General features: G+C 56.0%; 22 protein-coding genes. 7 read left to right on the top strand and 15 right to left on the bottom strand.

What is annotated here, in order from left to right; translation table 11 throughout:
* Positions 1-2: 2 nt before the first annotated feature.
* From IAE30_RS19770 to IAE30_RS19760, 3 genes are all read right to left on the bottom strand, one after another.
* Entirely contained in the window at positions 3-1,172 is a 1,170-nt protein-coding gene (locus IAE30_RS19770; protein ID WP_200680790.1) for a Gfo/Idh/MocA family protein, read from the bottom strand.
* Positions 1,173-1,182: 10 nt separating this feature from the next.
* Positions 1,183-2,106, bottom strand: a complete 924-nt coding sequence (locus IAE30_RS19765) for a TIM barrel protein (protein WP_200680789.1) — start codon at positions 2,104-2,106, stop codon at positions 1,183-1,185.
* Between the two features lie 254 nt (positions 2,107-2,360).
* Positions 2,361-3,386, bottom strand: coding sequence for a LacI family DNA-binding transcriptional regulator (locus IAE30_RS19760; RefSeq protein WP_200680788.1), 1,026 nt, complete (start codon positions 3,384-3,386; stop codon positions 2,361-2,363).
* 333 nt (positions 3,387-3,719) lie between these two features.
* On the opposite strand from IAE30_RS19760, the gene IAE30_RS19755 reads away from it, so the two are divergent.
* Positions 3,720-4,757 (top strand): Gfo/Idh/MocA family protein, encoded by a 1,038-nt coding sequence (locus IAE30_RS19755; RefSeq protein ID WP_200680787.1) that lies wholly within the window; start codon positions 3,720-3,722, stop codon positions 4,755-4,757.
* 16 nt (positions 4,758-4,773) lie between these two features.
* Entirely contained in the window at positions 4,774-5,655 is an 882-nt protein-coding gene (locus IAE30_RS19750; RefSeq protein WP_200680786.1) for a sugar phosphate isomerase/epimerase family protein, read from the top strand.
* Positions 5,656-5,794: 139 nt separating this feature from the next.
* Here the strand turns inward: IAE30_RS19750 and IAE30_RS19745 are convergent, their stop codons facing one another.
* Positions 5,795-6,805 carry a Gfo/Idh/MocA family oxidoreductase gene (locus IAE30_RS19745; protein WP_200680784.1) on the bottom strand — a complete coding sequence of 337 codons (1,011 nt, stop codon included), beginning with the start codon at positions 6,803-6,805 and terminating at the stop codon, positions 5,795-5,797.
* A gap of 100 nt (positions 6,806-6,905) precedes the next feature.
* Between IAE30_RS19745 and IAE30_RS19740 the strand changes: the two genes are divergently transcribed.
* The 3 genes from IAE30_RS19740 to IAE30_RS19730 all read left to right on the top strand — a co-directional run bounded on the left by IAE30_RS19740 (position 6,906) and on the right by IAE30_RS19730 (position 9,199).
* Positions 6,906-7,925 (top strand): LacI family DNA-binding transcriptional regulator, encoded by a 1,020-nt coding sequence (locus IAE30_RS19740; RefSeq protein WP_038643537.1) that lies wholly within the window; start codon positions 6,906-6,908, stop codon positions 7,923-7,925.
* 102 nt (positions 7,926-8,027) lie between these two features.
* Complete coding sequence (yghU, locus tag IAE30_RS19735) at positions 8,028-8,909, top strand: glutathione-dependent disulfide-bond oxidoreductase (RefSeq protein WP_038643540.1); 882 nt, start codon at positions 8,028-8,030, stop codon at positions 8,907-8,909.
* Positions 8,909-9,199 carry a DUF1330 domain-containing protein gene (locus IAE30_RS19730; protein WP_038643541.1) on the top strand — a complete coding sequence of 97 codons (291 nt, stop codon included), beginning with the start codon at positions 8,909-8,911 and terminating at the stop codon, positions 9,197-9,199. The genes yghU and IAE30_RS19730 overlap by 1 nt, the downstream gene beginning before the upstream one ends.
* A 77-nt stretch (positions 9,200-9,276) precedes the next feature.
* On the opposite strand, the gene IAE30_RS19725 is transcribed toward IAE30_RS19730, so the two are convergent.
* The 4 genes from IAE30_RS19725 to IAE30_RS19710 form a co-directional block, all read right to left on the bottom strand.
* Positions 9,277-10,728 (bottom strand): methyl-accepting chemotaxis protein, encoded by a 1,452-nt coding sequence (locus IAE30_RS19725; protein WP_200680782.1) that lies wholly within the window; start codon positions 10,726-10,728, stop codon positions 9,277-9,279.
* A gap of 208 nt (positions 10,729-10,936) precedes the next feature.
* Positions 10,937-11,851, bottom strand: a complete 915-nt coding sequence (locus IAE30_RS19720; RefSeq protein ID WP_200538036.1) for a substrate-binding domain-containing protein — start codon at positions 11,849-11,851, stop codon at positions 10,937-10,939.
* 73 nt (positions 11,852-11,924) lie between these two features.
* Complete coding sequence (locus IAE30_RS19715) at positions 11,925-12,704, bottom strand: TIM barrel protein (protein WP_034826749.1); 780 nt, start codon at positions 12,702-12,704, stop codon at positions 11,925-11,927.
* Positions 12,704-13,723, bottom strand: coding sequence for a Gfo/Idh/MocA family oxidoreductase (locus IAE30_RS19710; protein WP_038643545.1), 1,020 nt, complete (start codon positions 13,721-13,723; stop codon positions 12,704-12,706). The genes IAE30_RS19715 and IAE30_RS19710 overlap by 1 nt, the downstream gene beginning before the upstream one ends.
* Before the next feature lie 196 nt (positions 13,724-13,919).
* Here IAE30_RS19710 and IAE30_RS19705 point away from each other — a divergent pair, with 196 nt between their 5' ends.
* Entirely contained in the window at positions 13,920-15,878 is a 1,959-nt protein-coding gene (locus IAE30_RS19705; protein ID WP_200680781.1) for a sigma-54-dependent Fis family transcriptional regulator, read from the top strand.
* Positions 15,879-16,071: 193 nt separating this feature from the next.
* On the opposite strand, the gene IAE30_RS19700 is transcribed toward IAE30_RS19705, so the two are convergent.
* From IAE30_RS19700 to IAE30_RS19685, 4 genes are all read right to left on the bottom strand, one after another.
* The gene (locus IAE30_RS19700; protein ID WP_200680780.1) at positions 16,072-16,749 is read right to left on the bottom strand and encodes an SDR family NAD(P)-dependent oxidoreductase; all 678 of its coding nucleotides are present in this window, start codon (positions 16,747-16,749) and stop codon (positions 16,072-16,074) included.
* A complete protein-coding gene (locus IAE30_RS19695) occupies positions 16,746-17,933 on the bottom strand; it encodes an exo-alpha-sialidase (protein WP_200680779.1) in 1,188 nt (395 codons plus the stop codon). The genes IAE30_RS19700 and IAE30_RS19695 overlap by 4 nt, the downstream gene beginning before the upstream one ends.
* Position 17,934: 1 nt before the next feature.
* Positions 17,935-19,356 (bottom strand): sodium:solute symporter family protein, encoded by a 1,422-nt coding sequence (locus IAE30_RS19690; protein ID WP_200680778.1) that lies wholly within the window; start codon positions 19,354-19,356, stop codon positions 17,935-17,937.
* Between the two features lie 254 nt (positions 19,357-19,610).
* Positions 19,611-20,516, bottom strand: coding sequence for a LysR family transcriptional regulator (locus IAE30_RS19685; RefSeq protein WP_038643555.1), 906 nt, complete (start codon positions 20,514-20,516; stop codon positions 19,611-19,613).
* 84 nt (positions 20,517-20,600) lie between these two features.
* On the opposite strand from IAE30_RS19685, the gene IAE30_RS19680 reads away from it, so the two are divergent.
* Positions 20,601-21,671: a tartrate dehydrogenase gene (locus IAE30_RS19680; protein ID WP_200680777.1), complete on the top strand. Its 1,071-nt coding sequence runs from the start codon at positions 20,601-20,603 to the stop codon at positions 21,669-21,671.
* 92 nt (positions 21,672-21,763) lie between these two features.
* Here IAE30_RS19680 and IAE30_RS19675 read toward each other — a convergent pair whose 3' ends face one another.
* Genes IAE30_RS19675 through IAE30_RS19665 form a run of 3 tightly spaced genes read right to left on the bottom strand, consistent with a single transcriptional unit; the run spans position 21,764 to position 24,853 of the window.
* Positions 21,764-22,579 carry a carbohydrate ABC transporter permease gene (locus IAE30_RS19675; RefSeq protein WP_045831874.1) on the bottom strand — a complete coding sequence of 272 codons (816 nt, stop codon included), beginning with the start codon at positions 22,577-22,579 and terminating at the stop codon, positions 21,764-21,766.
* On the bottom strand, positions 22,579-23,451 hold the full coding sequence (locus tag IAE30_RS19670) for a carbohydrate ABC transporter permease (RefSeq protein ID WP_038643559.1): 873 nt from the start codon (positions 23,449-23,451) through the stop codon (positions 22,579-22,581). Before IAE30_RS19670 ends, IAE30_RS19675 begins: the two co-directional genes overlap by 1 nt.
* 58 nt (positions 23,452-23,509) lie before the next feature.
* Entirely contained in the window at positions 23,510-24,853 is a 1,344-nt protein-coding gene (locus tag IAE30_RS19665; protein WP_156102769.1) for an extracellular solute-binding protein, read from the bottom strand.
* Positions 24,854-24,867: the final 14 nt, after the last annotated feature.

The following is a 24,867-nucleotide window of genomic DNA, read 5'->3' as shown; positions in this document are numbered from 1 at the left end:
GGTTAGCAATCCACCCACACCGCACCGGCATCCGCTGACTTCACGCACTGCTCAACCCAACGCACGCCCATCAATCCGGCATGCACATCGGGATACCAGAAGTCGGCGAGAAATGCCTCATCACCGCGATCGGTGGCATCCATCGCCAGCGCAAAACGACGATAGAGATTTGACCAGGCTTCAAACAGCCCTTCCGGGTGACCACCGCCAATACGGTCATCGGCCAGCGCACTTTTATGCAGATAGCCCATACCGCGTTCCAGAATCTGCACCGGCTCGCCCTGCACTTCATAACGCAACTGGTTCGGCTGCTCGTCCCACCACTCCAGACTGGCCTTTTCACCAATCACCCGTATTTTTTGGCCGTGCATCGAGCCGCAGTTTACCGCCGAGGCCCACATGGTGCCGACGGCGCCGTTGTCGTACTCCATCATCACAAAAGCATTATCTTCCAGCGGCGCACGGGTTTTCACGAAACTCTGGCGGCTGCACAGCAGACGTTTCACCTGCAGTTTCGGCACCATGGTTTCCGCGATAAACAATGGATGGGTCGCCAGATCGCCCAGTACATAGCTGGGGCCGACAAAGCGTGGATCGACGCGCCACTTGGTGCTTTCATTCTGCAACTCCACCGCTTCGTTATGGAAGCCGTGCGCGAACTGCATATTGATAATGCGAATCTCGCCAAGCAACCCCTCCGCGATCATCGCGCGCGCCTGATGAATCAGCTGATGGCCGGCATAACCGTAAGTCACGCCGATGATCTTCTTCTTCTCGACACAGAGTTTTTCCAGCTCGTCCGCTTCTTCGGTGGTGAAGCACAGTGGCTTCTCACACACCACATGCAGACCGGCATTCAGCGCCGCACGACAGATGGTGAAGTGGGTATTGTTCGGTGTGGCGATGGAAACGGCTTCGATGCCGTCTGCACGCGTCGCTTCCGCCGCAAACATCGTTTCGTAATCCGGATAGCAGCGATCCGCATCGACGCCCAGCGATACGCCAAACGCACGACCTCGTTCAGCGTTAAGATCAAATGCGCCCGCCTGCAACACGAAATTGCCATCACGCAGTGCCGCAGAACGATGGATATAGCCAATCTGGCTGGTACCGCCGCCGCCCACCATGCCCCAGCGCAGTGAACGATCCAGAGCTTTAATGCCGTTAATCATGATGTTCTCCTCAGAATCCGACCGATTGCAGGTAGTGAAGGCTGGCGGTAACGTCGCGCAGGCTGGTGTCGGCATTGCGCGGATCGCGCTCCTGCTCGATGGTGATCCAGCCCTGATAATTGCGCTCAGCGAGGAACGCCCGCACCGCCGGATAATCAATCGCGCCTTTGCCAATCGGGCACATTACCCCTTCGGCACAAGCAGCAAAGAAGTCCACGCCACGCGCAATCACATCGCGCCAGACCGCGTCATTCACATCTTTGAAGTGCAGGTAATCGATGCGATCCCAGTAACGGCTCAGATAGGGGATCGGATCCATACCGGAGTAGTAGAGATGCCCGGTGTCGAGGCACAAACCGGCCACCTCGTGCGGAATGTCCTGCACTAACTGCTCCAGTTCGTCGGCAAACTCAATGCAGCCGCCCGCATGCGGGTGGATCACCGCACGCACGCCATATTCATCGCGAGCAATCTGGCTCAGCGTGGTGATGTGCTGCATCATGCGCTGCCACTCTTCGCCAGAGAGTCGCGGCGCTTTGTCAGACTGCCCGGCAAATCTGGCACGCTCAGGATTACCGAAATCAATGATCACCAGGTAAGGCGCGGGAAAATTGTCCGCGTGGGTTTTCTCTGCGGTAGGGACCTGCGACAGGTTGCGACAGATGTTGTGTGTCAGTTCTACCATCGCCGGGAAGTTTGCCTCACTGACCAGATCGTCAAAGATCGTGCCCGCCACTAGCGAAAGCTGATGTGCTTCCAACTGGTGACGCAGTTCGGCCGCGTTGGTTGGAAGATAAGTCCATGGACCCAGCTCAATACTTTCGTAGCCCGCCTGAGCCGCTTCCGACAGGACTTTCTGCCAGGGTGGCAGGAAAGGGTTTTTAGGATCGTCGACACCCCAGCTGCAGGGCGCATTAGCAATGTGAATCGTCATGATCGTTCCTTGCGGTGTTGGATAGCGCAAGTATCAAATAAACATTTCACCCACAGCAATCATGAAACATTCATTTTTTGATAACGATCATGTTATTTTTCATCATTAAAATGATAGATAATTTATCAAAACCATAACTGGCGCCACTTTCAGGCCAACCACTTAAGTGCTGCCGACGCATTGCCGGTCAGCCAGCCTGAGAGCGAATCAGTCTGCCGCTTCTCATCGCGTCGCCAGATTTCGGTACTTTGAGGCTAAAGATTCTCACGCGTGATGATCTCAAACGGCAGCGTGACCTGAGAGAAATGCGCACCTGATTCGACAGTTTGTTGAGTCGTGCGGACAAATTGCCGCACCATGTCCTCAATTTCATGGCGAATCATCACGGTGATCGTGCCGTCAATCAGTGCCAGCTCGCCCTCTTTCACCGGACCGTGGCAAATCAACGCCACCTTGCGCTGCGGCTGCTGGCGTAAGGCATGAATCACGCCTTCAATACCGCCGCAGGGCGCGTAGATTAAGGCGAGATCGGCATGCTCTTCCAGCAACTGACGTGTCGCGTGATAGCCGCCATCAATCGACTCATGGGTTTTCAGCGGCTCTAATACACGTCGGGTGCTGTCCTGCTCGCGCAGATAAGAGCGGAAGCTGATTTCGCAACTCTCCTGACAGGTAAAACGATGGTCGCCCACCAACACGCCCACCGATCCCGGCTGATGCAGCAGATGCGAGGCCACCCAGCCAGCAGTACGTCCGGCCTTCTGATTATCCAGCCCGAAATAGCCCGCATGTCCACAGGGCGAGAAGTTGGAGAACAGTGCATAAACCCGCACGCCCTGGCGTGAGATCTGTTCGATGGCGTGGCGGATCAGTGGGTGATCCAGCGCGACTAAGCCAATCACGTCCACCTCTTGCGCCAGCTTATGCAGCGAGGCCACCACTGCTGCAACGTCATCAATGTCATGCCAGTAAAACCGTGGTTCACTGCCTGCGGGATGCAACGGCTGTGTCTGTTGCCGCAGGGCATCCGTCAGCGAGTGATAGAACGAATAAGATTTTGATAGCAGCACAAACCCCATGCGTAGCGCCACGCGCGCGGAGTGCGCCTCAGCATTGAACGGGGCAACCGGCGCCATGCGATAACCCAGTCGGTTGGCGGCTTCCAATACTTTCTGCTCGGTGGCCGCACGCACCGGTGCCCGGCGATTCAATACCCGATCCACCGTGGCGACACCGACGCCAGCCGCATCCGCGATGGCGTTCATGGTGATTTTGCTCATCAACACATTCCAGTTTGATAGTTAGTTATCAAAAATAATGCCCGAATCAGAATGGAAATGCGAAACCATTGCGTAAGAAATCGTCATCAAATCGCAAGGCCTGATAGAGAATCTCTCAGTAATTTGATCGCCCTCGCAAAAATGAAATGATCCATTTCATTAAATTACCTACCGGAATAAATGTTTGATATTTTTCTGTTCGATGATTGAGGTGAGGAGTGATGGATTTGCATCAGTAAATAAATAGAGGCGGCGGTCGCGCCTTTCTATAGTGAAAGCGATCTGCCTTATCGGCTCCCGGCACATGAACGACTCAATAATAACGGAGATGATATGTTCCCTCAGACCCTACCTGCACCTCGCCGTCACCCTGAAAACCAGATTCCCGCGCTGCGCTGGGGCATTGTTGGACCCGGTTGGATCGCCGACCACTTTGCCAACGCGCTGCGTCATCACACTCAGCAGCAGTTGGTCGCCGTGTCGTCACGCAGCCTGGAGAAAGCGCAAGCCTTTGCCAGCAAATGGGATATCCCGCACGCCGTTGAAGGCCTCGACGCCCTGCTCAGCCGCCAGGACATTGATGTGGTGTATATCGCCACACCGCACAATCATCACTTTCCCGACGGGCTGCGCACGCTGCAAGCGGGCAAGCATGTGTTGATTGAAAAACCGTTAGCGCTCAATGCACAGCAGGCGTTGCAGCTACAGCAGGAAGCGCACAAACAACAACGTTTGTGCGTAGAGGCGATGTGGTGCGATTTTGCGCCGAAGTACGATGTGATCCGTCAATTGCTGGCCGATGGCGCATTAGGTGAGGTTCATACTCTCATCGCCGATCATGGCGAATACTTCACGCAGGATCACCGCATTTTCAATCTGGATCTGGCGGGTGGTCCGATGCTGGATCTTGGCAGCTATTTGATCGGCTTCAGCGTGTTGGTCGGCGGTGCGCCAGGCAGCATTGTGGCGAAAGGCCAGCCGGCACCGGGCGGCGTGAATGGGCAAACGTCGATGCTGCTCACTCACGGCAACGGCATGCACTCGGTGCTCAACACCACGCTGTTCAGCAACACACCGGGCACCGCCGTCATCGCCGGCCGTGATGCCACGCTCTATCTCGACGGCCAGTTCTACGCGCCGGGCAATTTCCGTCTTACCTCCAGCGATGGCCGCCATACGCTGCGCTGGGAAGAACCGAACAACCGCTATATTCAGCTCTGTCATGAAATCGAACATACCGCCTGGTGTATTCATCAGGGGCTGTCTGACTCACCTGTCCGTCCGCTGGCCACCTCACTGGCCACGCTGCAAGCCATGGATGAAGTCAGAAAGCAGATCGGTGTGGTGTTTAATGAAGAGCGCACCGCTTAACGATCAGGAGAACAATATGAAAATCGCTTTTGATGTGGATGTCATCAGAGATATGGGCATCACGCGCATGGTGCATCAGGTGGCGGAATGGGGCTACAAGTACATCGAACAATCGCCCCATCCACAGATCAATCCGTTCTATAAACACCCGAAGGCCAGCCGGGAAATCATGCGTGAGTACAAAAATGCGCTGAATGCGACCGGCGTAGAAATCTCTTCGTTTATCACGGTTTATCGCTGGTCTGGCCCGGACGAGTTGCGTCGCCAGGCGGCGGTAAAGAACTGGAAACGCATGATTGAAATCGCTGTTGAGATGGGGGTGCAGGTGATCAATACCGAACTCTCAGGCAATCCTAACGAGCCGGAAATCTGTGAAGAGATGTTCTATCGCTCAATGGATGAGTTATTACCGATTATCGAACGTGAAGGCATCCGCGTCGAAATTCAGGCACATCCCTGGGATTTCTGCGAACAAAGCAACGAAACGGCGGATATCGTGAAATCGTTCCGCAGCGATAACGTTAAATACATCTATAGCGCGCCGCACACCTTCTATTACGACAAAGGCGTGGGCGATGTGAAAAACATGCTGCATTACGCGGGCGACGATCTGTCGCATATGTTGATTGCCGATACCATGAACCACACCAAGCACTGCCGCTATATCGTCAACCCACCGGGTGTCGATGCGACCATTCATCAGCACGTTGCCGTGGGTGAAGGTGAAGTGAACTTCGATGCGCTGTTTGAAACGCTGCGTGAGATGGATTTCGCCAACCGCACCTACAAAGTCGGCGGTGAGTCGATTATCTCGGCGGCGCTGTTTGGCTATCCGGAAAAGATGAAGTATCAGGCAGTGGAAACGCGTGAATTGATTGAGCGTGAACTGCTGAAATAGACCCGCCCCACGGCTCCTTCCCCCTCTCTCATCGCGAGAGGGGGAATAAATCGTGCCCGCGCTCAACCCGTGAGCTGAATGGAAGACTCTCTCCACCGACAAGCACTCCCGCCTGCGGGAGTGCGTTGGGGTAGCGGCATTAGATTGCCACTTTCTCCACTTCTGTAAATTCACCCCGCGTCAGCGATAACTGTGCCGCCTCGGCAATCGCCTGCGCGCGCAGACCGTCGATCAATCCCGGCAGCCCTTCGATCTTTTCTCCGCCGATATGGCGCACAAATGCATCCAGATGGGTGTAGTACGTCTCTTTGACCCGGCTAAACCAGTCGGGATACAAGCCGGGCTGAGTGATCCCTTTCCCCTGATACAGCGTGGCACCGCGCGCTGACTGGCTCTCTGAAGCCAGCATCCCTTCACTGCCCATCACGCTGATGCGTTCGTCGTAGCCGTAAGCCGTGCGGCGCGTGTTATCCAATTGCGCCAGCGCGCCCTGCTGCATGCGCATGATCAGCACCGAAGTATCGACATCAAAATCACGGATCTCCGGCATCGCCAGTGCGGCACCAAGTGCGCCAACAGTGCTGACTTCATCTTCTGTCAGCCAGCGCAACAGGTCGAAAAAGTGGATCGCCTGATCGCGCATCTGACCGCCGGAAGCTTGCAGATAGCTGATCGGTGGCAATTCTGACGCGCGGCAGACCATCTGAATCAGTTCAGTGCGGCCAATCAGCCCTTGTTTGAGCTGTGATTTAAGTTGCTGATGGCTCAGATCAAAACGGCGGTTAAAGCCAACGGTAACAGGAACCTGCACCGGAGAGATCTTCTCCACCACCTCACGCGCACGCTGCAACGACAAATCAATCGGTTTCTCGCAATACACCGCTTTGCCCGCCAGCACCGCCTGCTCCAGCAGTTCAGCATGGGTTGGTGTGGCGCTGGCGATCAGCACCGCGTCGATGGCATCACTGTTTAGCGCTTGCTGCACGCTGGCCGCTTTTGCGCCATAGCGCTGTGCCACCGCTTCGGCACGAGCCGCATCAATGTCACACACCAGCGCCAACTCCACACCAGGATGCGCCGCCAGGTTTGCGGCGTGCACCTGGCCGATAAATCCACTGCCAATCAAGGCAAAACGTTGCGGGGTCCGCATTTTAACGCTCCTTTTGTTCACACTTCGGAATTGCCGATGTTGTCAAAATAGCGCTTTCTGGCAGGCTAGCTGAACGCGGTTTTTGATGGAATTACCTCAGATGAAAGCACTGACGCTGGCGGAGTTGGCGAAGCAAGTAGGCGTGGGCGTGGCCACGGTTGATCGGGTATTAAACGATCGCGGTGGTGTGTCCCCGGCGATGACTAAAAAAATCCTGCAGGCGGCGCGGGATGCGGGTTTGAAGCGTATTTTGCCAGAGGAGCATCGCCATAGCTGGCAGATTGAAGTCCTGCTTAGCGGCAACGGTTCGTTCTTCTTTCAGCAACTGGCACAGGACTTCGCCCGACTGGCTGATGAACTGGGCTATCGTCGCCTGCGCCTGCATCGCACGCTGATCCCGGAAAACGCCCCCGAGAAGTTGGCCGCGCACATTGCTGCCAGCAGTAAAAAGATGGATGCACTCATTGTTTTCGCCCACGAAAATCCGCTGATTTATGATGCCTTAGCGGCGTGTCAGGCGCGCGGCGTACCGGTGATCACTATGGTGACGGACCTGCCCAATGCGGCACGCCTGTGTCATGTCGGTATCGATCAATATAAAGCCGGACGCACCGCTGGATTGATGCTCGGCAGCATGATCAATGCACCGGGCGATGTGGTGCTGGTGAGTGGCCGCGCCGATTACTCAGCGCATCGTCAGCGCATTGAAGGTTTTCAAGCCGTGCTGGCGGAGCGTTTTCCGCAGCTGCGTCTGCGGGAAATTCTTGCCGGGCAGGATGAACGCGATCGCATCAGCCGTCTGCTGGAGAAAACCCTGGCCGGATCGCAAAACATCGTCGGACTCTACAACACCGGCCTCGGCAACACGCAGATCCACGAAGCGCTGGCGCGCCATCGGCTCGGCGGCAAAGTGGTGTACGTCACTCACGAGCTGTATGCCACCACCCGCCAGCTTTTCGAGAAGCGCGTGCTGACGCTGACACTCGATCAAAACACCCTGCGCCATGCTCAGCTGGCGTTGACCTTGTTGCTAAAACATCTCGAAGAGGGTGAACAGCCTGACACCTACCAGTCCGGCAAAGTGGACTTTATGCTGTTTACGCAAGAGAACTTCTCATAATCACACTTTGCATCTCACCGCCAGCGCGGTTAAATCGCCTTCATCTGTCGCTGCTACACTCAGTAGCAGCAAAAAACGCAATCACAACAAGGCGAAATCACTATGTCGGAAAATCAGTATCAGCCCGCGAAAGTCTGGACCTGGGACCCGGAAGCCAAAGGTAACGGCGCGAAAACTAACCGTCCGTTCGCCGGGCCGACGCATGAGAAGACCCTGCCGGTGGGCAAACATCCGCTGCAGCTCTATTCCCTCGGTACACCAAATGGCCAGAAAGTCACCATCCTGCTGGAAGAGTTGCTGGCCGTCGGGGCTAAAGAAGCCGAATACGATGCCTGGCTGATTCGCATCGGTGATGGCGATCAGTTCTCCAGCGGTTTCGTTGACGTTAACCCGAACTCCAAAATTCCGGCACTGAGTGACCACTCAGTGACGCCACCGCTGCGCGTGTTCGAATCAGGCAACATCCTGCTGTATCTGGCCGAGAAATTTGGTCACTTCATCCCGGCAGATATCGCAGGCCGTACCGAGACCCTGAACTGGCTGTTCTGGCTGCAGGGTTCTGCGCCTTATCTTGGCGGCGGCTACGGTCATTTCTACTTCTACGCGCCAGAAAAAATCGAGTACGCCGTCAACCGCTTCACGCTGGAAGCCAAGCGTCAGCTGGATGTGCTGGATCGCCAGCTCGCCAACAACCGCTTCCTCGCCGGTGAGGAGTACACCATCGCCGATATCGCGACCTGGCCGTGGTACGGCAATCTGGTGCTGAACAACATCTATGGCGGCGGCGAGTTCCTTGATGTGCAGTCGTACAAAAACGTGGTGCGCTGGGCTAAAGAGATCGCTGAGCGTCCAGCGGTGATCCGTGGCCGCAAAGTGAATAAAGCCTTTGGTGCTGAACCGCAGGATCAACTGCTGGAGCGCCACGATGCTTCTGATTTCGATACCAACACCGAAGACAAGCGTCAGGCGCGAGGAGAGCAGTAATGGCCGCTTATGTGGTGATGATTAAAGACGAAACGCTGGATAAAGATGAGCTGGCAACCTACGCGCAGAAAGCCGGTGAAGCACGCGGCGATCATCAGATTACACCGCTGGCGTTTTATGGCGATCTCGACGTGCTGGAAGGCCGTGATGCGGAAGGCGTAGTGGTGCTGGAATTTGCGGATATTGATGCAGCAAAAGCCTGGTATCACAGCCCGGCGTATCAGGAAGCAAAAGCCCACCGGGTTAAAGGCGCGAACTATCGCGTGTTGCTGGTTAAGGGTGTTGCCTGATCGGCTAAAAGGGACGCACCTCGGTGCGCCCTATCAGCCAGAGTGGTCGTGATCTGCACGTTGCCTCTCGCCGATTTTCAATCCAATTTGAATAGCGCAATTGCCTGCTGTAATCGGTTAGCCTGCTGTTGCTGCTGATGCGCCACCTGCAAGGTTTCCGCCACGTGCTGAACGTTGTGATGCACGCTGTGATCGATGCTATTAATGCTTTGCTGAATCTGCTCGATGCTCAAATTCTGCTGTTCGCTCATCTCTGATAACTCGGTCACCAGCTGTGCCAGCCCGCTGATGCTGCTGTGAATCTCGCGCATGGTTTGTGCCGCGTGCTCAATCTGCACCGTGCCATGCTCGGTGCTCAACGTGCTGGCATCCATCAGTTGGCGAATTTCGCGGGCAGCATTCTCGCTGCGCATCGCCAGGTTGCGCACTTCACTTGCCACCACGGCAAAACCACGCCCCTGACTGCCAGCGCGCGCCGCTTCGACTGAGGCGTTCAGTGACAGAATATTGGTCTGGAAAGCGATGCCGTCGATCAATTCCAAAATCACTTTCACCCGCTGCGACTCTGCACTGATTTTCGCCATTGAGCCCTTCGCCGACTGGATATTTTCCTCTCCGTGCGTGGCCACCGCCCGTGCATCCCGCGCTAACTCGCTTGCACTCTGTGCTTTGTCACGCGTTAAGCTGGCAGCAATGCTGATTTCTGTCATCGCACTGGCCGCCACTTCCAGTGCCTGCGCCTGTTCATCGGTGCGGGTCGACAGTTCAGCGTTGCGTTGCAAAATACTCTCAGATTCCGTCAACAAGGCGCTCACGCCGAGGCTCACCTGATGAAGCGTGCCATGCATGGTGCCCAGCGTGGTACTGAAAGTGCGGGCGAACGGGCTTTCACTCTGCTGGCTATCCGCATTCAGCGTCAGATACCCGGCCTGCTGGTTGATCCGTGAGGCCAGCTCCGCGACTTCACTCGCGGAACGTGCATCGGCGGCCATCTGACGCGCAATCACCAGTAAGATGGCGGTCTGCGCCACAACAAACAGTGCATGAAACACCACCATGTCCCAGCCCGGATGATGGAACACCACCACGCCGAACAGGTCGTTTTCCTGCAGATAATTAAACAGGATGTGATGCGTGGCCGCGGCTGCTGCCCCCATGATCAGTGGGCGGATATCGCGCCACGCCAGTAGCACCGACATCAATACAAATACTGAGAAGTGATATTCGGTTTCACCGTCGCCGAGTTGAATCAGTAACCCTGCCCAGCCGATCAGCAAGGCTGAGAGCACCAGCCTTGAAGTCAGCGTTCCGCGCAGAACCGTGCCAAAGAAGGTCGACAGCAGTGCCAACGCCAGACCGGCAATCAGCGCTACGGTTAAGCTATCATTCATCCACCCTACGCCGAGCGCAATCGGCCACAATCCCCAGTTAAGGATCACCGCAAGGCTGTCTGCGCGCTGTGCAATTCGTCGCAGCGAAACCATCTCCACCGGCGCGGCGTCCGGGCCTGACAAGGGTGTTGCGATCATGGCAATTTTCTACACCAGAGGTTGATTAAGATGCCCAACAATGAAGGGCCAAACGATCAGACTGAGTGGTGAAATTATCGGCGCGTTAATGGGAAAGTTTAGGACCGTTAATAATTGAAAGGAAAGGATGTGAGCAGGTTCACTTGAATGCGATGATTCCTCGGGAAGCACAGGCGCAACGTCGTGCGCCTGTGCCGTATCGCTCAACTCACTTCGCAGCAAACTGCGCGTAGTTCTCCGGAGTAATGGTCTGATACGGTATCCAGTTGTATTCCTTCACTTTCTGTTTATCCAGCAGTGCCTTCGTGACCTGCACCGCGCCGGTTGCCTGGCCTTTAGCATCCTGGAAAATGGTCAGCGTCATCTTGCCGTTTTTAACAAACTGCTGGCCATCGGGCGTGCCATCAATTCCCGCCACCAGAATCTTTTCATTTTTAGCCTGGCTGAGCGCCATGATGGCACCAATCGCCATTTCGTCATTATTAGCGGCAATTGCATCGATCGGGCGCTGATTCAGCAGCCAGCTCGACACCACATCCACCGCCTCGTTGCGCTGCCACTTGGCGGTCTGCTTCTCAATCACCTTCATGTCTTTGTATTTGGCGATCACCGCTTCGACCGCACGGGTGCGCTCACGCGCCTCTTCATTGGACAGGGCGCCCATCAGAATCGCCACATTCCCTTTGTAATTCATTTTCTTCGCTAACGCTTCCATCTGCATCTCACCGCCTAATGCGGAGTCAGAACCGACATAGGCCATGTCACCCGGCAGTTTCACTTCTGGCTTACGGTTGACGAAAATCAGCGGGATATTGGCGTTCTTCGCTGCAGTGATCATCGGCAACACACCCTGCGTATCCACCGGATTAAGAATAATGGCATCCACGCCCTGGTTGATGAAATCATCCACCTGCTGCACTTGCAGTGCCACATCCCCTTTGGCATCCACGAACTGGCCGTCAAGCTGATTGGCTTTTAACTCTGCCTGCATCTGCGTACGCAGAATCGAGACAAAGTTAAGGTCAAAGTTAGCCAGCGCAACGCCGACGGTGAAGGTTTTCGCACTGACGCTTAAACTCAGCAGCAGCGAGCACAGACAAAGCACGATGTTTCGGATGTTCATGAGGTGATTCCTGTAGGTTGAGGTTTTATTGTTATGACGCCGGGCAACAGGCAAATACCCGGCGGTAAAACGCTTAGATCGTGAAATGATCGCGGAACTGCTCAAGCGCGGCCGTACTGTCACCACTGGCCCAGCCCTCCATCGCCACCGTGCCGCTGTAACCCACTTCCTGCAGCGCACGTGCGATCGCGCGATAGTTGATTTCACCCGTTCCCGGCTGCTGGCGACCCGGTACGTCCGCCACCTGAACTTCGCCAATGGCGGAACCGCTACGGCGAATCAGCTCAATCAAATTGCCCTCGCCAATCTGCGCATGGTAAAGGTCGAGATTCATCTTCAGCGCCGGGCTGTTGACCGCTTCCACCAGCGCCAGGGTATCGGCGGCCAGCGCGAACGGGGTGCCAGGATGATCGACCGGTAGATTGAGGTTTTCGAGGGTGAACACCCGCCCGGCGCGCTCGCCAAGTTGCGCCACTTTACGCAGCGTATCGACCGCTTTCAGCCACATCGCACCGGTGACCACTTCCACGGGTTTGACCGGCAAGCCTTTGTCATCCAGCCCGGTACCGTGCAGATTTAGCCCTGGGCAGTTAAGCCGTTCAGCCACCGCCAGCGAGGCTTCGGCACTCTGCAGCAGCTGTTGGATCTCATCGTCGTCAGTGAGATTGCCGGTGAGATAACCGGTCATGGAGGTGAATCGCGCACCTGTCGCGACCAGCGCATCAATGTCTTTATTGGCCCATCCCCAGATTTCGACCCCAAACCCCAGCGCGTGAATGCGTTTCACACGCTCAACGAAAGGCAGATCGAGGAACACCATTTCGGCACAAACCGAGAGTTGATAAGCAGCCATTAGCGTGCTCCCACTTTGACAGGCAGGTTGAGGGTGACCGATTCAATGCAGGCCAGCGCAATTTCCAACGCATTGCGTGCATCTTCGCCGGTGGCGCGCGGTGTTTCGCCAGTGCGGATGCAGCGGGCAAACTCGATCATCTCCGCCACATAGGCTTCGCGCAGCAGATCGGAATCCATACGCGAAGTCTCCATGCTGATACCACTCGCGCTGTAGCGCACGCAGTTGGAAGAGGTGATGTGGCCCGCCTGCAGCATCCCTTTACTGCCAAACACCTCGCCGCGCACGTCGTAGCCGTACACCGCCTGGAAGTTGGCCTCTGCGATGGCAATCGCTCCGTTATCAAAACGAATCGTCACCACCGAGGTATCCAGCAAGCCTTTATCTTTGAAGTCCGGACGCACCAGCGCATCGGCGATGGCATACACTTCCACCGGCTTCGCCCCATGATTGAAGTGCAGCAGGGTGTCGAAATCGTGGATCAGCGTTTCGAGATAAATGGTCCACTGCGGGATGCGTGACGGATCGTGCAGCGCCGGATCGCGTGTCACAGAACGACTTAACTGCGTAATGCCGTTCTCGCCTGCCTTCACTGCCGCTATCGCCGCGGCAAAACCCGCATCGAAACGGCGATTGAAGCCCACCTGCAACACCACTCCCGCGCTTATGGCGGCCGCAATCGCCCGGTCAGCTTCCTCCAGCGTGACCGCCATTGGCTTCTCACAAAATACGTGCTTACCGGCATTCGCTGCGGCAATCACCCACTCGGCATGGGTGCGAGCGGGTGCCGCAATCGCAATCGCATCAATCTCCGGATCCCGCAACAGTGCGTGCAAATCGCTGTAGGCTTTCGCGACACCGAGCTTGCTGGCAAGTTTTTCTGCAGCACCGGGCTGCGGATCGGCGACTGCCGCCAACGTGGCACCGGGTACGCGATACGCCAGATTTTCGGCGTGGAAGCTGCCCATTCGTCCTGCGCCAATCAAACCCACACGAACCGGTTGAAGATGAAATGTCATAATCATTCCTTACTGTTTTGGATATGTCCGTTCGGGACAGAGGAGATAGGCATTTCATTGCAATTCAGATGCCAACTGAAAAACGGGGAATTGTGTGAGGCACTACACAGCCTTGTGCCTTAGATTGCACATAAACTTTACATGTCAACTTCACATGTTAATAAAATGGACATTCCAGATTAGTCAGGAGCCGCTAATGCGCACCAGCGAACGTCTACCGTTTAAAGATGAAAGCGATCCCATCTTCAGCCTGCCGGAAGGGTCTGAAGCGGGCGAGTGGGATACCCTGCTCTGGCAGGGCTGGCACAGCTTTGTCAGGGGTGAACAACCGGGCTGGATGCGCCGCAGTATTTTGCAGTCATGGCAACGTTCGCAGCAGCGTGCCATCGATCCCCACACCTTCGTCTACACTTCGCCACCGGCGGATGAGCTGGCGGCCATCCTTGCGCACAATGCTGAGCTGATTGTGGTGGCGCGTAACGTGATGGAAAATCTGCTGGCCTACAACCCGGATGGCCATATCAACCTCACCGACGCGCAAGGTGTCACGCTGCATTTTTGCGGCGCTGATTTGACGCCGATCGGTAGCATCCTGAGCGAAGAGGTGCTCGGCACCAACTGCACAGCTCGTTGCCTGATTGAGCAACGGCTGGTGTATGTGTTGAGCGGGGAAAACTGGAAGATCGATCTGCGTAAGCGCCACTACCAGTGCGCCGCCGCGCCGATTCGGGATGCCAGCGGCCAACTGCTCGGCGTGCTCACACTCACCGCCACACCGGATAACTTCAATGCGCACACGCTGGGCACGGTGCAGGCCGCTGCGGAAGCGGTGGGACAACAATTAATGTTGCGCAGTTTGCTGGCGGAACAGCAGTCGATCCTGGAAACCCTGAATGAGGGCGTGATCGTCTGCGATCGCCACGGACGGATCAAAACGTTAAACCGCTATGCGCGGCAGATCTTCAGTGGTCTCGATCCTCAGGCCGGGCCGATTGATGTGTTACTGCAACCCCAGGGAGGATCGCTGCTGACCATGCCATTCTGTAATGACCGTGAGTTGCAGTTTATCCCGGATGGCGTGCAGCCCCTCTCCTGCCTGATTTCATTAATGCCCGCACCCGATGGTGGCCGCGTGCTGTCACTGCGCGAGAACCAGCGCATCCGCGCGATTACGCGGCAGGTAATGGGCGTCAGCGCCAGTTATACCTTTGAGATGATTCGCGGCCACGCGCCGCGCGTGCAGCAGGCCATTCAGAAGGCGCGTGCTAGCAGCCGCACCGATAGCACCGTGCTGTTAAGCGGTGAAAGCGGCACCGGCAAGGAGCTGTTCGCGCAGGCGATCCATAACGCCAGTCCACGGCATCAGGAGCCCTTTATCGCTCTCAACTGCGGCGCACTGCCGCGTGACCTGGTGCAAAGTGAGCTGTTTGGCTATGTCGATGGCGCATTCACCGGTTCCCGGCGCGGCGGCTCCGCAGGAAAATTCGAGCTGGCGGATGGCGGCACGCTGTTTTTGGATGAAATTGGCGAAATGCCGCTGGAGGCGCAAACCAGCCTGCTGCGCGTATTACAAGAGAGTGAAGTGGTGCGTATCGGCGCCGCGCATCCGCTCAAGGTCAATGTGCGCATCATTGCCGCCACGCACTGTAATCTGCTGGATGCCGTAGAGAAAGGCGCCTTTCGCCGCGACCTGTATTACCGTCTTAACGTGATTTCATTAGCCATTCCGCCGTTGCGAGAACGTCAGGAAGATATTCCAGGTCTGGTGAATACGTTTATTCAGGCGCTCTGTACCCGATTGAAACGCATCGCGCCGCAGGTGTCGTCTGAAGCCATGCACTGCTTACAGGCGTGGCACTGGCCGGGCAACGTACGTGAACTGGAGAACCTGGTTGAACGCATGGTGAATTTGTGTGAAGGGCTGGAGATTGGCAAACCGGATTTGCCGGAAGAGATGACGCAGCGCGTCCCGCCACCACAATCCAGCGTTTTAACATCACTGCAGGAAAATGAGCGCCAGCATGTATTGCAGGTAGTGAGTGAGCAGAAAGGCAACCTGCGTCAGTCGGCACAGCAACTGGGGATTTCACGGACCGCGCTGTATAACAAACTGAATATCTGGCAGGTGGATGTCACCGCATTGCGAGGGAAATAGGATAAAACGGTGCATGTGCTTCCCTTACCCCACCCGCTCTCGTGCCAACACTCCCTGAATCCTGGGCGGGATTCAGGGAAGACAGATGAGGGGGGCAGCATATTGCCCGCTCGCTACAATGACGCTCCACCGCAAGTCACTCACTCTTGCCCGGTTATCGCATCAGCTGTGGGTAACAGGACAAAACCGCTCTCTACAGCGACGCTCCACCGCAGATCACCAATTCCTGCCCGGTTATTGCATCTGCAGCGGGTGACAGCACAAAACCCGCCAGCGCCGCCACTTCCTCGGGCTTGATGTAGCGTCCGATAGGGGGCAGCTTCGGGGGGGAACTGGCACGGCCGGGTTGCAGCAGCATGGGCGTCTCGGTGGCTCCGGGCGCGATCACATTCACAGTAATCCCCTGCGGCGCTAATTCAGCCGCCCAGCTTCGCGCCATACCGACCATCGCCGCTTTGGTGCAGACATACTGGCTGCGATGAGCGGCACCGCGTGAAGTGCGACTGCCGATCAGCAAAATGCGGTCGCCCTGCGTCATCTGCGGCTGCAGCGCGTTCGCCATGATCTGCGCCACCTGCACATGCAGATACCACAGGCGCGCACTCTGCTCCTCATCAAGATCGCCGAGTGGCGCAGCCGCCATCATGCCCGCGGCATGCACCAGCGCATCCACCTTGGGTAAAACAGCCAGCGCCTGCTTCAGCAATCGGGCATCAAACAGATCCACACTCACCGAGGTAAAGGCGGGATGATCTTTCTTTACCAGCGTGCGGCTAAATCCCGTCACCTGCCAGCCCTGCGCCAGCAGATGATCGGCAATCGCCGCGCCAATCCCGGAGCTAACCCCCGTCACCAGCGCGTGTCGGCTCATTGCTCTCCCCTCGCCCACGCTTCGTTAACGCGGACGTACTTAATCGCCTGACGGAAATAGGTGTAGGCGATATGCAGTGCGCCGTCCTCACTCTGCTTGATGCTGGGATACGAGAACTCGCGGTTGAGTTTCTGCTGCGAATTGTTGGTCATGCAGTAGCCGTCGCCTTCGTCGAGATGACGCTGCCACGGCCAGCTTTGGCCGCCATCCGGGGAGATGGCCAGCGTCATCGGTGCACGCGGTGCGCCCCAAAATGCGGTGCGTCCGGTGTGCACCACCGGTTCGGCCGCCACCGCCACATCGTCATCCTCATCTTCGATTTCGTCATACAGCGACAGGCGACGCTCGCTGGCATCTTTGGCGCTCATGGCATTGAACACCAGCGCCAGATGGCCGTTATTCAGTGTGGTCACCTGAATGGAGGAGTTGTTGTTTGGCAGTTCAGTCGCCACCGGCGCACTCCAGCTTTCACCGCCATCCGTCGAACGACTTTGATAGATAAAGTCCGCCCAACGGCTGCGATACAGCGCCAGTAAGCTGCCATCCTGCAATAAAGTAATGTTCATGTGCACGCAGCCGAGGCTATCCGGCACCGCCACATCACGCCAGCTTTTGCCTTTATCACTGGAGATTTTTACCGCGCTAATGTCGTCATTACCGACCCATTTTACGCCCGGCTGAGTGCGGCAATAGAACACCGGCAACAGCCAGTTGCCATTCGGTAACACGGTAATTGGCTGGCGAATAAAGGTGCCGGGCTGATCGAGCAGCGTGTCGATGGCGCTCCAGTTGCGGCCGAAATCGCGCGACTGGCGATAGCGCACAATGGCCGTGTCCTGATTACCGGACTTCTGCGCTGTCCATAACAGCCACAATTCCTGGTCAGGATCGAGGAACAGCACCGGGTTTTGCTCAGAGCGCGTCGAATCATCCGAGAGTTTTTGCGCTTCGCTCCACTGGCTGCTGCCTTGTTCCAGGCGTGAGCACCACACAGAGATATCGGCAATTCCTTCCTGCGTGCCACCAAACCAGACACACAGCAGGTCGCCGTTGGGCAGCGGCAGCAAATTAGCGGCGTGATTCTGCGGACAGACCGAAGGCAGCATCGCCGTGAGCTGCTGCGCATCCTGCGCGTGCAGATGAAGGTTACCGTTACGTTCGACGGTAATCGTTGAATCGGTCATATCAGGCTCCACTGTTTTGCATTGAAGATTTTGGTGCTTTTTTGTCGTGCGTTTGTGCCGAAGGGATCAGGCGATCAATCACCATGATCACTGCTGGCGTAATCAACGCCACATACATATTGTTGATGCCGAACGGATCGCCGAGCAGATACCAGACGGTGGTGACCACGCAGGCCCCAATCAGACCGGCATTCGCCCCGCGCGTACTTTTATAGAACGGCAGGTAGAAGGCAATAATCGCCACCACCGAGATCGACAGACGAATCGCGCGGGTGAAGAAGGAGAGCTTCAGCACTTCGGGGACGAACAGCACCAGGATTAACGGCAGGAAACCAATCAGCAGCGACAGCCAACGCGTCATACGGAATTCACGTTCTGGCGTTGGGTTGCGATACGGCACATAGAAATCTTTGACCACCAGCGAGGCAATCGCCAGCGCCACAGTGCTGACACTGACGAAGATGGAAGCCACCAGCGAGGTGGTCACAATCCCGGCCAGCCAGGGGCTCATATCCTGCAGGAACACCGGCAGTGCATACAGGCTTTTGATATCCGGATGCAGGTACTTCGCCGCCACGCCAATTAACGCAATGGCAATCGCAATCGGCATGCAGAAGAAGAAGGCAACCCAGGTAGCGCGCTTGGCGGATGCGGCACTTTTGGTGGAAGCAATGGCCTGAATCACAAACTGGGTGCAGAAAATTGAACCGATGGTGCCAATCATCCAGGCAAATATGGTGCTGGCCCCAATGTTACCGTCCCACGTCCAGTAGAAATGCGGCATCTCTTTGATCATCGGGCTAACGCCGCCGGTCATATGCAGTGCGACGCCGAGAATGATCAAGATACCGATATATTTCAGTCCGCTGTGCAGCAGCGTTACCCAGGCAATGCCCTTCATGCCACCGAACATAAAGTAGAAGGTACTGACAATTGCGGTGATTACGGCCGCCGTGGTGAGATCGAGATTCAACACGGTCGAGATCGCCGCTGCGCCGCTCACATAGTTCCCCACATTCACCAGCAGCAGCGCATAGATCATGATGAGGGAAATGATGTTCTTGGTTGAGTTACCGTAACGCTCAGCAATCGCACCCGAAATGGTGATTTTTCCGGTGTTGTAGATACGCTTAACCAGCAGGAGTCCGAACAGCGGGAAGCCAATCGCGGCACCAATCACCGACCAGGAAGCGGCAAACCCGCCTTCAAACGCCGCCTGGGCGGTACCAATGGTCGATTTCGCGCCGATGTACTCAGACATTAACATCACACCCACGACAAAAGCCGGCATCACGTTGGATCCCGCCATAAAGTCGCCGCTGTTTTTGCTGCGCAGACGCCAGGTCAGCCAGGTGGTAAACAGAATATACGCGATGACGATCCCGACAATAATCATCATCCCTTCTGCAGAAAACTGTTTCATTTTAGCCTCATTGATAACGTAGGGTCGTGGCCTGCGCTGGGCTTCACGCATGCCGTTAATGAGGTTGCCTGTTTTGTTATTTTAGTGTCTATGCACAAAGGCAACCCTGGTTATGCTCATTGATTTATTTCACTCACATTAGAATGAATTCACGCACAAGCAGGGCAATTTATAGGCTAAACAGCAAATGATTTGTTTGATCATGCTCACAAACAGTCAATGATGATTACAAATAATCAAATATTACTTAATAGTTACAAGGCGGACTGCAAAAAATCGACAAAGGCGCTAATGCGGGCGGGTAACTGACGCTGCGGCCGCCACACGGCAAAAATATCCCCGTCCACGCTGCTCCATGCTGGCAGCACATGCAGCAGATCGCCGCGTTCAATCATGTGCTGGGCATCCCACCAGGAACGCAGCAAAATGCCGTGCCCATCCATCGCTAACTGCATCGCCACTTCGCCATCGTTGGTGATCAAACTCCCCTGCACCTTTTGCGTCACCTGCTGCTGGCCATCACTCAATCGCCACAGTGCGAAATCACTCTCGTACTGCCTTAGCAGAATACAGTTGTGCTGCGACAGCGCCGCAATACTGTCAGGCAGGCCGTGACGCTCCGCATAAATTGGGGCGCAGCATAGCACGCGCGGATTAGTGCGTAACTTACGCGCGATGAGCCGCGCATCGGGCGGTTCGCCAATGCGGATATCAATGTCGATGTGCGAATCGATGAAATTCAATGGCTGGCTGCTGAGTTGTAATGATAACGAGACTTCAGGATGCAGCGCAGCAAAACGGGAAACGCAGGGGGCAACATGGCGGCGACCAAATCCAAATGAGGCGTTAATGTTCAGGCTGCCACGCAGCACCGCCGCCTGGCTGCTCACCGACTCCTCCAGTTCTGCCAGTTGATCCAGCAACGGGCGAGCCCCTTCCAGATAGCGTTTTCCTTCAGCGGTGAGCTCCAGTCGCCGCGTGGTGCGTTTCAGCAGTTGCACCCCCAGACGCTGTTCAAGGTGGCTGAGACGTTTGCTGACGGCGGGCAGCGATAGCCCGAGTTCACGCGCCGCAGCGGTTAAACTCTCCAGCGCTGCGACGCGCACAAAGAAGGCCAGATCGTCGGTGGAGGTACGCGATTCTCTACTTTTATTCAACATTGGCTTGCCGCTCAGGCTAATTATTTCCCGGTGATGCATGGTTATACTGCGTTCAGAACATCAACAGCAACCTGCGAGAACCCTATGAGCGGCAAAACCTACAAAATCGCCGTCATCCCTGGCGATGGCATTGGTAAAGAAGTGATGCCAGAAGGCATCCGCGTGATGGATGCAGCGGCAAAGAAATTCAATATTTCTCTGGAATGGCAATGGTTTGACTTTGCCAGCGCCGAGTACTGGCAGCAGCATGGCAAGATGTTGCCGGATGACTGGTTCGCCACTCTGAGCCAGTTTGATGCCATCTATTTTGGCGCGGTGGGCTGGCCAGATGTGGTACCGGATCACGTGTCGCTGTGGGGATCGCTGCTGCAGTTCCGCCGCGAATTTGATCAGTACGTCAACCTGCGTCCGGTTCGCCTGATGCCGGGCGTCAAAGCGCCGCTGGCCAATCGTCAGCCCGGCGATATCGATTTCTACGTGGTGCGTGAAAATACCGAGGGCGAGTACTCGTCGGTGGGCGGCACCATGTTCCCTGGAACCGACCGCGAGGTGGTGATTCAGGAGACGGTGATGACGCGTACGGGCGTCGATCGCATCCTGAAGTTTGCCTATGAGTTAGCGCAGAAGCGTCCGAAGAAACACCTGACGTCTGCCACCAAATCCAACGGCATTGCTATCACCATGCCATATTGGGACAGCCGCGTCGAAGCCATGGCGCCGAGTTACCCGGAAGTGAAAGTCGATAAGTATCATATCGATATTTTGACGGCGAACTTCGTGCTGCATCCGGACTGGTTTGATGTGGTGGTGGCCAGCAACCTGTTTGGCGACATCCTGTCAGATCTTGGCCCGGCCTGTACCGGCACCATCGGTATTGCGCCTTCCGCCAACATCAACCCGGAAGGGAAATTCCCCAGCCTGTTTGAACCGGTACACGGCTCAGCGCCGGATATCGCGGGCAAAGGCGTAGCAAACCCGATTGGACAGATCTGGTGTGGTGCGATGATGCTGGAGCACCTCGGTTACGCTGAAGCGGGTGCCGCCGTGCTGGACGCGATTGAACGCACGCTGGCTGCCGGCAATAGCCTGACGCGCGACCTCGGCGGCAGCGCTTCAACAGAAGAGTTGGGTGTGGCAATCACGGCAGCGCTGTAAACCGATTTGACGGGCACGTCCGCTAACAACGCGGGCGGCCCAATGGCTGCGCCCTGTGATATTGAACGTTGCAAGTTTTCGTCAAACGTATCCTACTTCACCGCCCCTTCCGTCACACCACTGATAAACTTACGCTGGAACACCAGGAACACCGCCACCAGCGGCAAAATCACGATCATCGCGCCCGCCATTAGCACCGGAATATCAATCGTGTTTTTGTTCTGGAAGAACATCATGCCGATTGGCAAGGTGCGCAGTTCATCCTTGTTGACCAGAATCAGCGGAATCAGGAATTCATTCCACGTCCAGATAAACAGCAGCAGTGCCAGCGTCGAGAGCGTGGGCCAAATGGCAGGCACCAGAATGCCCCACAATATCTTGCGCCTTGAAGCACCATCCATCACCGAGGCTTCCACCAGTTCGCGCGGCACCTGTTGCAGTGCAGTGGCAATCATCAGCGTGGTAAACGGTAGCGATAAGGCAATTTGCGGCAGGATCAGCGCCAGATAAGTATTCGTCAGCCCCATCCAACGCAGTTCGTGGTAAAGCGGAATAATAAAAGCCTCGCTCGGCAGCACCATGCCTAAGCCCAGCATCGCTGCTATCAGCTTCTTACCGGGGATTTTCAGCCAGGCAAAACCAAATCCTGCCAGAATCCCTAACAAAATACTGCTGAGCACCACCGGAATCACCACCAGCACCGAGTTCATAAAGTAGACGTTGAAGTGCCCCTGCTGCCAGGCCGTCACGTAGTTTTTGAAGTTCAGCGATGAAGGCAGCGTGAACACGCCCTGAAACAGCTCCATCTGGGTTTTGAATGAGGTCATCAGCGCCATTAAAAACGGCAGGATAGTCATTAACGCGACAATCCAAATCAGCGCGCGAGAAACAACAGGCGTACCGCGCATCAGTGACGCTCCCGGATAGCAAAGTGGATACAGGCGTTGATCATCAGCACAATCAACATACTAAATACGGCCACCGCTGACGCGTAGCCAAAGTAGTGCAAATCAAAGCCCTGCTTATACATAAAGATGTTGGTCACCATGGTCGAAGTGCCCGGCCCGCCTTGCGTCATCACATACACCAGGTCAAAGGCCTTCAGGCTGGCAATCACCGTCAGCAGCAGCGCAATGCGCAATTCCGGACGCAGCGAAGGCAGCGTAATACGCATAAACTTCTGGCGACGCGAAGAACCATCCAAATCGGCGGCTTCCAGCAGTGAAGGATCCATGCGCTGCAAACCGGCCATAAACAGCACCAGACAGAATCCGAAGAAATACCAGGTGGCAACAAAACCCACAGCCGGTAACGCCCAGGTGAAATCCCCCAGCCACGACAACGCCAACTGCGGTAAACCGATGGCGCGCAGGAACTGATCGATAGGACCAAACGCCGGGTTATACAACCAACGCCACACTACGCCCAAAACCGCCATCGGCATGATATACGGCAGGAAAAACAGAATACGCAGCACGCTGCGCTCTTTGCCGTTACGCGTTTCATACAGGAAGCTGCACAGCAGCAAACCGACACCAATCGGCAGCAAGGTATAAAACAACATCAGCAGCGCATTGTTGCCGAGCGCCACCCAGAACACCGGATCCTGGAACATACGCACGTAGTTGCTGATACCGGTGAAAATCGGCAGGGAAGTACCATCCCACTCGGTGAAGCTGATGCCGAGTGAGGCCAGCAGCGGCAGGAGTAGAAACACCGCATAGACCAGTACGGCGGGCAGAAGATAGAGCGCGTTGCGCCAGGCAGATTTGTTCAGCATAACCTTACTCGCTTGCAGGCTAATTCACGGCCCGGCATCGTCGCCGGGCCGGACGTCATCAGTGCTTCAGGGTTTTCAGGTAGCGTTGATAGTTGTTGTCGAAATTAGTGACCATCTGCTCCGGCGTCTGTCGTCCTGCCAGTAACAGCTGCACGTTCTGATTCAGCTCAGCATTCATGGTCGGCGTGGCCCAATCCAGATAATGGCCGAGGCCATCATGCTCGTTGAGGGTCACCCATACCTGATACGCCTCCGCCAGCAACGGGTTATCCGCTGGGATTTGTGCATTCTTGCTGGTGCCCGCCGGCAGGAAGCCGACTTTCAACCAGCGGTTCGCCATCTCGTCGGAAACGATGTAGTCGATAAATTTAGCCGCCGCATCCTGCTGCTCTTTGGTTTTTGCCGTGTTGGTGATCGAGAACGCCAGATCGGTGCCACCCACCATCAAAGCATGCTGCACGCCCTCACCCATCGGCATCGCTGTAAAGTGCACATCTTTATTATCTTTGAACTGGCCGAGATACCAGGTGCCACTCACCAGGAACGCGGCCTGCCCATTCTGGAACAGGGTGGCCGCATCATCATGACCAATGCCTTCAAAGCCGGGGAAGAAGTAGCCTTTGTCTTTCCAGCTCTTCATCATGCTCGCCGCTTTCACCAGCTTGTCGTCTTTGAAGGTGCCACCCACGTCGTAAATCAGATCATCGAGGGCTTTGCGATCTTTGCTCTCAATCTGTGCTTCCCATACGGTACTCAGCAGCTGTTGGCCCATATTTCCGTCAAGCAGGCCGAGCATCATGGGTGGCGTCCCCGCCGCTTTCAGCTTCTCCATTGCCGCTTCGAGTTCAGGCAGGGTTTTCGGTACGGCAACACCCGCCTTGTCCAGCAAAGCCTTGTTGTAATACAGCCCCACCATTTCACCGAGGCTGGCGACACCGTAAAGCTGACCGCTGCCAAAGTCCTGCTTATCTGACCAGCGGTTACGCTTGAGGATCGAGTCCGGGAAGCGCGTGGTCCAGCCATAGGTTTTGGCGTAGTCGTCCAGCGGCCACAGCAGTTTGTCTTTCACCAGCGAACCCATATCGCCACCGCCCTGATTGACCTGAGCGATTTGCGGGCCATCACCGGCGGTCAGCGCCAGCTTCAGTGGAATACGCGTATCTTCAAAAGAGTGCACCGAGCGCTGAATGGTAATGCCCGGATTCTTTTGCTGGAACGCTTTCACCGCTTCATCCACCGCCTCGGTCTGCTGTGGATAGTTATAAATATCCCATTCGTTCAGCGTCACCGCTTGCGCCGTCGCCAGGGTTGCACCGAGCAAGATCCCGGCTGAAACCAGACGCGATACCACGCGCAGTGAGCTTTTCATACGGGACGGACGTTTGGTTGAATCACACATCATGCTCGGTTTCTCCA

It is taken from the genome of Pantoea sp. S61, assembly GCF_016625145.1.
Classification (GTDB): Bacteria; Pseudomonadota; Gammaproteobacteria; order Enterobacterales; family Enterobacteriaceae; genus Pantoea; species Pantoea rwandensis_B.
Note: the sequence above shows the minus strand (reverse complement) of the source record. Positions and strands in the feature narration are given on the sequence as shown.